At 70.3% G+C, this 11,383-nt stretch carries 14 protein-coding genes and 1 pseudogene; 9 read left to right on the top strand and 6 right to left on the bottom strand.

From position 1 onward, the window contains the following. The 3 genes and pseudogenes from JJ683_RS18765 to JJ683_RS17705 all read right to left on the bottom strand — a co-directional run. A pseudogene (locus JJ683_RS18765) lies at positions 1–246 on the bottom strand (hypothetical protein); the annotation flags it as partial. 8 nt (positions 247–254) lie between these two features. Further along, positions 255–596, bottom strand: a complete 342-nt coding sequence (locus tag JJ683_RS17710) for a rhodanese-like domain-containing protein (protein WP_200176068.1) — start codon at positions 594–596, stop codon at positions 255–257. A 13-nt stretch (positions 597–609) separates the two neighbouring features. Further along, positions 610–948, bottom strand: coding sequence for an antibiotic biosynthesis monooxygenase family protein (locus tag JJ683_RS17705; RefSeq protein WP_200176066.1), 339 nt, complete (start codon positions 946–948; stop codon positions 610–612). Positions 949–1,227: 279 nt separating this feature from the next. On the opposite strand from JJ683_RS17705, the gene JJ683_RS17700 reads away from it, so the two are divergent. After that, positions 1,228–2,157: an LLM class F420-dependent oxidoreductase gene (locus JJ683_RS17700; RefSeq protein WP_200176064.1), complete on the top strand. Its 930-nt coding sequence runs from the start codon at positions 1,228–1,230 to the stop codon at positions 2,155–2,157. Positions 2,158–2,202: 45 nt separating this feature from the next. On the opposite strand, the gene JJ683_RS17695 is transcribed toward JJ683_RS17700, so the two are convergent. The 3 genes from JJ683_RS17695 to msrA all read right to left on the bottom strand — a co-directional run bounded on the left by JJ683_RS17695 (position 2,203) and on the right by msrA (position 4,626). Beyond that, on the bottom strand, positions 2,203–3,339 hold the full coding sequence (locus tag JJ683_RS17695) for a glycoside hydrolase family 3 N-terminal domain-containing protein (protein ID WP_200176062.1): 1,137 nt from the start codon (positions 3,337–3,339) through the stop codon (positions 2,203–2,205). A gap of 60 nt (positions 3,340–3,399) precedes the next feature. Beyond that, positions 3,400–3,861, bottom strand: a complete 462-nt coding sequence (locus JJ683_RS17690) for an SRPBCC family protein (protein ID WP_200176060.1) — start codon at positions 3,859–3,861, stop codon at positions 3,400–3,402. Between the two features lie 93 nt (positions 3,862–3,954). Next, complete coding sequence (msrA, locus tag JJ683_RS17685; protein ID WP_200176058.1) at positions 3,955–4,626, bottom strand: peptide-methionine (S)-S-oxide reductase MsrA; 672 nt, start codon at positions 4,624–4,626, stop codon at positions 3,955–3,957. A 173-nt stretch (positions 4,627–4,799) separates the two neighbouring features. Between msrA and JJ683_RS17680 the strand changes: the two genes are divergently transcribed. The 8 genes from JJ683_RS17680 (at position 4,800) to JJ683_RS17645 (ending at position 10,904) form a co-directional block, all read left to right on the top strand. Further along, a complete protein-coding gene (locus tag JJ683_RS17680) occupies positions 4,800–5,429 on the top strand; it encodes a superoxide dismutase (protein ID WP_182348903.1) in 630 nt (209 codons plus the stop codon). Between the two features lie 172 nt (positions 5,430–5,601). Beyond that, positions 5,602–5,742: a hypothetical protein gene (locus JJ683_RS17675; protein WP_200176055.1), complete on the top strand. Its 141-nt coding sequence runs from the start codon at positions 5,602–5,604 to the stop codon at positions 5,740–5,742. A gap of 146 nt (positions 5,743–5,888) precedes the next feature. Next, entirely contained in the window at positions 5,889–6,656 is a 768-nt protein-coding gene (locus JJ683_RS17670) for an SDR family NAD(P)-dependent oxidoreductase (protein WP_200176053.1), read from the top strand. A gap of 85 nt (positions 6,657–6,741) precedes the next feature. Then, entirely contained in the window at positions 6,742–7,029 is a 288-nt protein-coding gene (locus tag JJ683_RS17665) for a polysaccharide deacetylase family protein (protein WP_200176046.1), read from the top strand. A 59-nt stretch (positions 7,030–7,088) separates the two neighbouring features. Continuing rightward, positions 7,089–8,339: a YncE family protein gene (locus tag JJ683_RS17660; RefSeq protein ID WP_200176043.1), complete on the top strand. Its 1,251-nt coding sequence runs from the start codon at positions 7,089–7,091 to the stop codon at positions 8,337–8,339. A 91-nt stretch (positions 8,340–8,430) separates the two neighbouring features. Next, positions 8,431–9,930: a trimethylamine monooxygenase gene (locus JJ683_RS17655; protein WP_207280354.1), complete on the top strand. Its 1,500-nt coding sequence runs from the start codon at positions 8,431–8,433 to the stop codon at positions 9,928–9,930. Next, positions 9,863–10,252, top strand: a complete 390-nt coding sequence (locus JJ683_RS17650; RefSeq protein WP_200176041.1) for a hypothetical protein — start codon at positions 9,863–9,865, stop codon at positions 10,250–10,252. Before JJ683_RS17655 ends, JJ683_RS17650 begins: the two co-directional genes overlap by 68 nt. 88 nt (positions 10,253–10,340) lie before the next feature. After that, positions 10,341–10,904 (top strand): mycothiol transferase, encoded by a 564-nt coding sequence (locus JJ683_RS17645; RefSeq protein ID WP_200176039.1) that lies wholly within the window; start codon positions 10,341–10,343, stop codon positions 10,902–10,904. The last annotated feature ends 479 nt before the right edge of the window (positions 10,905–11,383 follow it).

The raw sequence follows: 11,383 nt of genomic DNA, 5'->3' as shown, positions 1-11,383 counted from the left end.
CGGCGACGGAGCGCCTGCGCGCTGCAGGCGCGTCGCGGCGGTGCCGGAGACGACTGGCCGCGGCGGGACCTGACGCTGCGGGACCTGGCGCCGCGGGGGCAGCGGCTGCTGCTGCTGCGGCGCGGGTGTGAACGGCCGCGACAGGTCGCCCTGGCAGTGCGGGCACCAGCGCGCGGGCACCGGCCCGGCATCGCCCACCGCGACGGGCCACAACGTCCCGCAGCGCGTGCACTGCTGACACAACACGGGCATGCTCAATAGACGCTGCCCTCGTCGCCGTCCGCAGCCACGGTGGGCCGGCCCGACTGCTGCCAGCCCACCATCCCGTCGCGCACGAAGATCACGTCGCGTCCGTACTGGTTGAGGAACTGGCACACCCGCACGGCCCGTCCGCCCTGCCGGCACACCACGTACACCTCCGCGTCCGGGTCCACCTCGTCGAGCCGTTCGGACACCTCGCCCAGCGGCATGTGCACGGCACCCTTCGCGTGGCCCTGGTCCCACTCGTCCTGTTCCCGCACGTCCAGCAGCACGGTTGCGTCGTCGAACCGGTCCGGAAGCTCGGCCGCCACGACGGTTTCGAAAGGGTCTGTCACCTCGCCGATCCTGTCACGCGTCCGGTGCGCCGACAACCGGTCCCGGCGCGTCGGCCCCGTCGAACGGCGTGAAGTGCTCGACCGTCGGCGGCGCGGTGTAGAAGGGGTTCATCAGCGCGCGCCACTGCTCGAAATCGGCCGACCCGCGGAAGTTCTTCAGATGCGCGGCCACACTGTCCCACTCGACCAGCATCAGGTAGCGGCCGGGCGTTTCGTGGCAGCGCGACATCGTGATGCGCCGGAACCCGTCCGTCCGCGCGATCAGCTGCTTCGCCTTCGCGAACGCGGCCTCGAATCCGGCCCCGGAATCCCCGACGTTCAAAATCGCATGCTCATAGATCACGGGCCCCATTGTCGCAGCCTGCACGCCGTACGCACCCCGACCGGCCCGACGGACGGTTCCGAACCGCGGACAATTCACAATCGAGCCGCCCACACTCTGTGACTCGGCACACGTTTTCCACCCCGTTGTCCACAGTTTGCACAGACTTATCCCCAATCTGGGGATACCCGACCGCGTGTGACCAGGTTTTCCACCACCGCGTCCACAGGGTGTGGATTACGTGGTCCACAGTTGTCCACAGGCTGCGGCCCGGCCCCCGAACGCCGTCCAGCTGGCAGAGTCGCCACCATGGAACTGCGCGTGTTCACCGAGCCCCAGCAGGGCGCCACCTACGATGATCTGCTCGCCGTCGCCCGGGCCGCCGAGGACCTGGGTTTCGGCGCGTTCTTCCGCTCCGACCACTACCTGCCCATGAACGTCGACGGGCGGCCCGGCCCCACCGACGCGTGGATCACGCTGGCCGGCCTGGCGCGCGAAACCTCCCGCATCCGGCTGGGGACCCTCGTCACCTCGGCCACCTTCCGGTATCCGGGGCCGCTGGCGATCTCCGTCGCCCAGGTGGATGCGATGAGCGGCGGACGCGTGGAACTGGGCTTCGGCGCGGGCTGGTACGCGGAGGAGCACGCCGCGTATGGCATTCCGTTCCCTCCGCTGGGCGAGCGTTTCGACCGGCTCGAGGAGTCGCTCGGCGTGATCACCGGGCTCTGGGACACCCCCGAGGGCCAGAATCTGACCCTGCCCGGACACCACTACCCGATCACCGACTCTCCCGCGCTGCCGAAGCCCGCGCAGCGCCCGCACCCGCCGATCATCATGGGCGGCATGGGTAGAAAGCGCACGCCGGCCCTCGCCGCCCGATACGCCGACGAGTTCAACATCCCCTTCGTCGACACCGGGACGACGGCCGCGGCGTTCGCCCGGGTGCGCGCAGCGTGCGAGGAGATCGGGCGCGCCACTTCCGAGCTCACCTTCTCCAACGCCATGGTGCTGTGCTGCGGGCGCGACGAGGCCCAGATCGCCCGCCGCGCCGCCGCCATCGGCCGCGACGTGGACGAGCTGCGGGAGAACGGCCTGGCCGGCACCCCGGACGAGCTGGTCGAGAAGATCGGGCGCTACGCCGAGCTGGGGTCCGGCCGCATGTACCTGCAGACACTCGACCTCACCGACCTCGACCACCTCGAACTGGTGGCGGACAAGGTGATGCCGCAGCTGCGTTGAGAGGTCATGCCGCAGCCGCCGTGAGCGTCATGCGGCCGCCCCTCCTCACCGCAGCGACAGGCGCAGCTCCAGCACACGCTCCGTCGACGCCAGCACGTCGCCGAGGTTCAACCGTCCGCCGGTGATCGCGGCGGCGAGGTCGCCGGTGGCCTGCGCGCCTTGTCCCGCGTCGCGCGCCGAGCACAGTGCCAGGTCCTGCCCCGCGGCCAGTGCGGCCACGCTGCGGTCGCCGGCGTCGCCGAAGGCCGCCAGGGCGCCCGCCTCGATGGCGTCGCTGATGATGACGCCCTGGTATCCGAGGTTTCCGCGCAGGTCCCCGCGCAGGATCGCCGACGACAACCCGGCCGGTACGCCCGAGTCCAGCGCGGGATACACCGCCCACGACGGCATGATCATGTCGACGCCCGCGGCGATCGCGGCCCGGTACGGCGCCTCGTCGACGTTGCGCAGGGTCCCGGAGTCCAGCGGGATCGTCACCGGCTCCTCATCGGTGTTCGCCCCCGCGGGCGCAGCACCGAGCCCGGGGAAGTGCTTGGCGGTCGCCGCGACGCCGTCCGCCTGCTGGGCCCCAATGAACGCGCCCGCCGCGGCCGCGACCACCGCGGGGTCGGAGCTGTAGGAGCGCCCGAACGCATCGAGGAAGTCCCCCGGCGCCCGGTGCACCCCGAGCACCGGCGCCAGGTTGCCGTTCATCCCGGCGCTACGCAGCGCCGACGCCGCCTCGTGGCCGGTGCGCGCGCCCGCCGCGGAGGGATCGGCCGCCGCGCCCACCCGCGACGCGGAGGCGGCCGGACCGTCCGCGCCGGGAAGCCGGAGCCGGCGCACCTGGCCGCCCTCCTGGTCGGTGAGCAGCAGCAGCGGCACCGGGATCGGACTCGCCATCGCCGCAGCCTGCAGCTCCTGCGCCACGCCGCGGATCTGGTCGAGCGAGACGATGTTGTCGGAGAAGAAGATGACGCCCGCGGCCTCGCCCGCGCGCACCGCGTCGAACAGCGCCGGCGGCGGGGTGGGGCCGGGGTAGGAGTAGATCACGTGCTGGCCCGCCAGGACCCGCGCGAACTGCGGCGGGATCGCCGCCGCGGAGGCCGCCGATCCGTCGGGCAGGGCCGCCGGGGGCGTCGCCGACGCCGCGCCCCCGGTCAGCAGCGCCCCGACGAGCACGACCGCCGACGCCAGCATCATCGTTCCTCGGCGCACGGCCGTCCTCCCCTCGACGCGGCGCGACCTGCGTGCGGTCGCGGTTCAGCCCTCTTGCAATGCAAGATAGTGCTGTTCGACGAGGCGGCGCAGGTCTTTCTCCGTCTGCGCCACGGCCGCCTGCACGAACGGCTCGACGATCTTGGCGAGCGCCTTGCCTGCCAGCCCGCCGCCGAAGTCGTAGGTGAACACGACGGACAGCTCGGTGTGCGCATCGTCGACCCGGGTGAAGTGCCACGAGGACGAGTTGCGGATGCCCTCGTACGATTCGAGCGTGATGAGCGAGTCCTGCTCCCATTCGGTCACCCGCACCTTGGAGCGCAGCGTCTTGGGCCCGAGCACCATCGTCGCCGCGTACTCGGCGCCCAGGCCGTTCTCCTGCTCCCCCAGCGGCATGAACTCGGTGACCCCGAACATCCACTGCGGAACCGTGCGGTAGTCGTCTACGAAGGAGAACCCCACCGCCAACGGCGCCGCCGCCACTGCCTTGATACTGATCTGCCCCACCGTCACTCCTCAGGCTCCACCGGCACCGCTCGGATACTTGTGACGCGACGGTACGGCATCCGGCAATCGCCCGCCGCGCGGGCGCGCGCGGCGTCAGGCCCCGCAGCGCACCCCGGTGGCGTGGATGGGGCAGTAGCCGTTCGGGTTCTTCGCCAGGTACTGCTGGTGCACGGGTTCCGCGAAGTAGAAGTTCCCGGCGCGGGTGGTCTCGAGCGGGGCGATCTCGGTGGTCAGGGCGCCGTAACCGGCCTCGGCGAGGGACCTCTCGAAAGCTGCGCCCGTCTCCGCGGCCGCGGCGGCCTGCGCGTCGCCCACGGTGAGGATGATCGACCGGTACTGGGTGCCCACGTCGTTGCCCTGGCGCATGCCCTGGGTGGGGTCGTGGTTCTCCCAGAACATCCGGATCAGGTCGCGATAGGCGACGACGGCCGGGTCGAACACCACCTGCACCGCCTCGGCGTGCCCGGTGCGGCCCGAGCACACCTCCTCGTAGGTGGGGTTGGGCGTGAAGCCGCCCGCATATCCGGAGGCCGTCACGTACACGCCCTCCGTCTGCCAGAACTCACGCTCGACGCCCCAGAAGCAGCCCAGGCCGAACACCGCCGTCTCCATGCCCTCCGGGTACGGCGGGAGCATCGGCGCCCCTGTCACCGCGTGCCGCTCGGGCACCGGCATCGTCTCGTCGCGGCCCGGCAGGGCCGACGCCTCGTCCACCATCGCCGACCTGCGCGCCATCATCTGTGAGAGCTGATCGAACATCGCCATGACGCGAGCCTACGCCGCCGCCCAGGGCGCACGATCCGCCGCGGACCGCCTGCTGACCACCGCTATTGCAGAAAATGTTTGCATCCACAAAGGTGGGGTACGGACAGATCAAGGTCGGACCGGACCGGACCGCGTGCATCTGCGCGGCCCGCCCGCCCCCAGAAAGGATGATCGTGGCTGAGTACACCCTTCCGGAACTCCCGTACGACTACAGCGCGCTGGAGCCGCACATCTCCGGTGAGATCATGCAGATCCACCACGACAAGCACCACGCCGGCTACGTCACCGGCGCCAACGGTGCGCTGAAGGCGATGGCCGAGGCCCGCGAGGACGGGACCATCGGTGCCAAGGCCCCGCTGCTGTCGCGCAACCTGGCCTTCCACCTCGGCGGCCACACCAACCACTCGATCTTCTGGAACAACATGTCTCCGGACGGCGGCGACAAGCCCGAGGGCGAGCTGGCCGCCGCGATCGACGAGCAGTTCGGCTCGTTCGACAAGTTCCAGACCCACTTCACCGCCGTGGCCAACAGCATCCAGGGCTCCGGCTGGGCCGTGCTGGCGTACGACCAGATCGGCGGCAACCTGGTGCTCGAGCAGCTCGAGGACCAGAACAACAACATCAGCGCCGGCATCATCCCCATCGTCATGCTCGACATGTGGGAGCACGCGTTCTACCTGCAGTACAAGAACGTCAAGGGCGACTACGTCAAGGCGTGGTGGAACGTCGTCAACTGGGCCGACGCCGCCGGCCGCTTCGACCGCGCCCGCACCCAGACCAAGGGCCTGATCGTCCCGGCCTGAGTCCGGCCGCGCGCACGGGCCCGGGCCGCACGGACCGGGCGCCACGCACATCGACGCCGCCCCGCAGCCACACGGCTGCGGGGCGGCGTTCTTCATCACACTCGTCGTATAGACGCATCGGATTACTCACGATATGCTCTGTATCAGATATTCATTCGATTGAGGAGCTGTCATGGGATCCATCACCGACCTCGCCAACACGTCCCTGGCCGAGCCGTTCTGGGTACTTTCCGACTTTCTGTGGGCAGCGGGGTCCCACGACCTGTCGGACACGTTCTGGGACATCGCCGCCGACCTGTCCGACTCCTTCTGACCTGCTGCAGGCCGCATCGCGACGCGCGTCGCCGCGATGCGGCCTGCCATGCACGCGCAACGGCTATCGTTCGAGGGGCGCAGGGTCCAGGATCCCTTCGCCGACGCAGAGTCTGAACAGGCACAGCGCGTGAACAGGAGTGCAGCATGGACATCGCAGGAACCTCGGCCATCGTCACCGGCGGCGCATCGGGACTCGGCGCGGCCACCGCGAAGCTGCTGGCGGACAAGGGCGCCGAGGTGTTCGGCGTCGACCTGCAGGCGTCGATCGACCGCGCAGGCGCCGACGTCCCCGCCGGCGTCACGCTCGTTCCGGCCGACGTCACCGACGAGGCCCAGGTCACGGCTGCGGTGGCGCAGGCAGTCGGCTCCGGCGCCCCGCTGCGCATCGTCGTCAACTGCGCCGGGGTCGGGTGGGCCGGGCGCATCCTGTCCAAGAACGGCCCGCACGACCTCGAGTTGTTCCGCACCGTGATCACGGTCAACCTGCTGGGCACGTTCAATGTCATGCGCCTCGCGGCCGACGCCATCGCCAAGACCGAGCCCGTGGACGAGTCCGGCCAGCGCGGCGTGGTCGTCAACACCGCCTCCGTCGCAGCGTTCGAGGGGCAGATCGGCCAGATCGCGTACTCGGCCTCCAAGGGCGGGGTCGCGGGGATGACGGTCCCCGCCGCACGTGACCTGGCCCAGCAGGGCATCCGCGTCAACACCATCGCGCCCGGCATCGTCGACACCCCCATGCTCGCCGGGGTGGCCGAGGAGTTCCGGGCCGGCCTCGCCGAGGGCGTCCCCTTCCCCAAACGACTCGCCCGGCCCGATGAATACGCCCAGCTCGCGGGCATGATCGTCGAACACGATTACCTCAACGGCGAGACCATCCGGCTCGACGGCGCACTGCGCATGGCGCCCCGGTAGCGCCGCGCCGCAGCCGCCGCAGCCCCCACATGGGCCTCGGCGTGCTCTTCCGGCAGTCCGACGGCCCGTACGCCACCGATGAGGAGTGCGCACAGGCCGGGCGCGCGGGTTGCCGCGCATCCTCGACCACCGCGCATCCTCAACCACCGCGCATCCTCAACTACCGCGCACTCTCAACTACGACGTCGACTCGGCCGACTGGAAGGGCACCTCCACCGGGACCATCCGCGCCGCAGTCGCGCAGGCCACCGCCGGCAGCGTCAACAGTCGGCACCTGGGGCGCAGCAACACTGTGGCCGCGCTGCCGGTGGTACTGGAGGATCTCGGCGCGCACGGGCTGACAGGGGTGACGGGCACCGAGCTACTGCGGTGAGCGGACCCGACCACTGCACGGAACCGAAAGGACACCGCACGGAACCGAAAGGACACACGATGCGATCGGGCCACCGACCGGAACGCACACGCCCGCGCAGGACGGCGGTCAGGGTCGGCGCGGTCCTGGCGGCGGCGGCCCTCGTCGCGGCGGGCTGTTCCAGCAGCGACGTCGCCGACTCCGCCGGGGCCGAGGTCTCCGGAAGCGCCGGGACGGCCACTTCGCCCACACTCGCTCCTCCCACCAGCACCACCCCGCCGGTCGACCCGGACGCCCTGCCCGGCATGCCGCCGGTGACCGACCCGCACAACATCTACTCCGAGGCGGGCGCCGGCATGCTCTCCGACACGGCGCAGCAGGCGAGGCCGCTGGTGTATGTGCCGCACAACGACAGCAGCGACGTGTGGGTGATCGACCAGAACACCTTCGAGGTGGTCGGGAAGTACCAGCTCAGCGGCGAGTTGCAGCACGTGGTGCCGTCGTACGACATGAAGACGCTGTACGCCATCGACGACACCGGCAACCATGCGACGCCGTTCGACCCGAACACGGGCACGCCGGGTGAGACGTTCCCCGTGATCGACCCGTACAACATGTACTTCACGCCGGACGGCGCGTACGCGATCTCGGTGGCGGAGGCCCGCAAGGAACTCGTCTGGTACGACCCGCACACCTGGGAGGTCGAGGACACCACCCCCACGCCGGAGTGCAGCGGCATCGACCACGCCGACTTCTCCGCCGACGGGAAGACAGCCCTGTTCACCTGCGAGTTCGCGGGGCGTGTGGCGGTGGTGGACGTGCTGAGCCACCGGCTCGAGCGCGTCATCGACATGCCGACCCGCAACAAGCACATGGGACCGCAGGACATCAAGCTCGCGCCCGACGCCTCGAAGTACTTCGTGGCCGACTGCGACGCGGACGGGGTCTGGGTGGTCGATGGCGCCGCCACCAAGGTCGAGCGGTTCATCCCCACCGGGCAGTGCGCGCACGGCATCTACCTCACCCGCGACGCCCAGCGCATGTTCGTCACCAACCGCGGCGAGGGCAGCGTGAGCGTGCTCGACGCCTACACCGGCGAACCCATCACCAAGTGGCACATCCCCGGCGGTGGCAGCCCGGACATGGGCGGACTCAACGCCGCCGGCACACAGCTGTGGCTCTCCGGGCGCTACGACGACGCGGTGTACGTGCTCGACACCTCCGACGGGCATCTGATCACGAAGATCCCCGTGGGCGACGGCCCGCACGGGCTCGCAGTGTGGCCGCAGCCGGGCCGCTACAGCCTGGGGCATACCGGTATCACCCGCTGACGGGACGCCGGTGGCCGTTCTCACCGGATGAGCCTTTTGCGCAGGATCATGATAAAGGTTATCGGGTTGGCCGATAACTGAGGAGAGACACTTGACGCAGAGCACATCGACGCCGAGGATCGCGATTCTGGGTGCTGGCCCCTCCGGCCTCGCACAGCTCCGGGCTTTCGAATCGGCCCGCCGCGCAGGACGTCCCATCCCCGAGATCGTGTGCTACGAAAAGCAGTCCGACCTGGGCGGCATGTGGAACTACACCTGGCGCACCGGCCTGGACGAGCACGGCGAGCCGGTGCACGGCAGCATGTACCGCTACCTGTGGTCCAACGGGCCCAAGGAGTGCCTGGAGTTCGCCGACTACTCGTTCGAGGAGCACTTCGGCCGCCCGATCCCCTCGTACCCGCCGCGCGCCGTGCTGCGCGACTACATCATGGGCCGCCTGGAGCGGTCGGACGCGCGCAAGTACATCAAGTTCAACCACGCCGTGCGCTGGGTCGAGTACTCGGAGGACACCGGCCGGTTCACCGTGACCGTGATGAACCACGACGACAGCCGGCTGGAGTCGGAGGAGTTCGACTACGTCGTCACCGCCACCGGCCACTTCTCCACGCCCAACGTGCCGCACTTCCCCGGCGTCGAGTCGTTCCCGGGCCGCGTGCTGCACGCGCACGACTTCCGTGACGCGGTGGAGTTCGAAGGCAAGCGGGTGCTGTTGATCGGCAGTAGCTACTCGGCGGAGGACATCGGCAGCCAGTGCTACAAGTACGGCGCCGCCCGCGTGCTCATCAGCTACCGCAGCGCCCCCACCGGCTACGACTGGCCCGAGCGTTTCGACGAGGTGCCGCTGCTGCAGCGACTCGACGGCAAGACGGCGCACTTCGCCGACGGCACCAGCGAGGACGTCGACGCCGTCGTCATGTGCACCGGCTACCAGCACCACTTCCCCTTCCTGCCCGACGAGCTGGGCCTGCGCACCCGCAACCGGCTGTACCCGCGCGGGATGTACAAGGGCGTGGTCTCGCTGGCCAACCCGAAGCTGCTGTTCCTGGGCATGCAGGACCAGTACTTCACCTTCAACATGTTCGACGCGCAGGCGTGGTTCGCGCGGGAGGTCATCGCCCGCACCGTCGCCCTGCCCGACGCCGACGCCCAGGCCGCCGACGTGGACGCGTGGTTCGAGCGCGAGTGCGCGCTGGACGGGCACGAACAGGAGATCGACTTCCAGGCCGCCTACATCCGCGACCTGCTGTCGTTCACCGACTACCCCGAGTTCCACGTGGAACGCCAGGGCGAGCTGTTCAAGCAGTGGCACGACGACAAACAGGCCGACATCATGGGCTACCGCAATCGCAGCTACCGATCCACGCTCACCGGCACCCTGGCGCCCGCGCTGCACGAGCCGTGGCTGGACGTGCTCGACGACAGCCTCGAATACTTCCTGGCCAACAACCTGCCGCGCGGCAGGAAGCAGGAGAGCCGGGTGCTGACGCGCGAGTCGGACGACCGGCCGCGCACCCCCGCCCCGCATGTGCACACGGCGCAGCGTCCGCGCGGCACCGCTCCCGGCGTGGCCGGCAACTCCCCGCGGAAGTGACGTCCGGCCGCCTCGCGGCCCTACCACCGACCGATCGGCGGCCCACGCCTTCGTACGCCGACTGCTCTCTGCGCCGCTCGAGCTGTGGCGGACGCCGGCGGGCGGGCTGTTCTTCTGGCTGCGCCTGCACGACCGTCTCGACACCCGGCGGCTGCTGGCCGACGCGATCGACGCACAGGTCGCCTTCATGCCCGGCGAGGAGTTCTACCCGGGCGACCCGGTGGCCGGCACGATGCGGCTGAACTTCAGCCACGCCTCCCCCGACGACGCCGACCGCGGACTGCGCACCCTCGCCGGGCTCATCGAGCACGCCGCGCCGTAGCACGCGCGTACCGTCGGCAGCGGGGCCCGCACGCGCACCCGCCCGCGTGCGCACTCGCGCACGTGCACCACGAGGAAGGACCGACGGCATGTCCGAGCCCGGCTCCACCGACTCCGCTACGCACGCACGCACCCTGCTCGCCGACTCGTTCGGCCGCATCCGCGCGCAGGTCGCCGCACTGAGCGACGGGCTGACGGCGGACGCCGCCGCCTGGCGTCCCGATCCGGCGGCCAACAGCGTCGCATGGTTGCTCTGGCATCTCACCCGCGTGCAAGACGATCACGTGGCCGACGCCGCCGGAACCCCGCAGGCGTGGACGGCGTCCGGCGGAGGCCCGGACGCCGCGGGGAGTTCGTGGGCAGAGCGTTTCGGCCTGCCGTTCCCGCCGGAGGCGACCGGCTACGGGCAGTCGGCCGAGCAGGTGGGCCAGGTGCGCGTGGGCGGGAAACTGCTCGACGGCTACCACGCCGACGTGCACGCCGCGACCCTCCGCTACCTCGACTCGCTCACCGCGGACGAGCTCGACAGGGTCGTGGACCGCGCGTGGGACCCGCCTGTGACCGTGGCCGTGCGGCTGGTGAGCGTGATCGGCGACTGCACGGCGCACCTGGGACAGGCCCAGTACGTGCTCGGCATGCACCGGAGGCTGTAAGCGGTACTGCCCGGCTCAGCACCACCGACAACGCCTGGGAGGCCAGGTCCTCGCACCCGTCTCTGCGCGGCGGGGGTCTTCTCCGCAGCCTAGGAAATGCGGAAGCGTTCGTGTCGTCGCCACTTTCGGCAGGACTGCAGGTCACGGCCGTGCACACAGTCATCATCGCACGTCACCACGCCGGCAACACCGGACACGCTTTCTTCCGCGATCCCGAGCTTCGCGAAGCGTCTTGCACGCGGTGGGCTTCGGATCCGCTACGTCCGCGCCGCCGTCGGCGATGCACCGCGCACAGCGAGCGGGCCGGGGCGATTCCGCTCGCCCCGGCCCGCCGCCGGACCCTATACCCCGATCAGACGGTATGAGGTGGCCGCTCGCGTGAGCGGTTGCGGGCCGGGGCCAGCCTGACGAATCCTCGTGGGTTACCAGGCAGGAGCCGCCTGCCCGGCCTATCCACAGTCGTAGGAGGCCCCGGCGAT

This window comes from Tomitella cavernea, assembly GCF_016599145.1.
Taxonomy (GTDB): domain Bacteria; phylum Actinomycetota; class Actinomycetes; order Mycobacteriales; family Mycobacteriaceae; genus Tomitella; species Tomitella cavernae.
The sequence above is the reverse complement of the archived record's forward strand: the minus strand, read 5'-3'. Positions and strand labels throughout refer to the sequence as shown.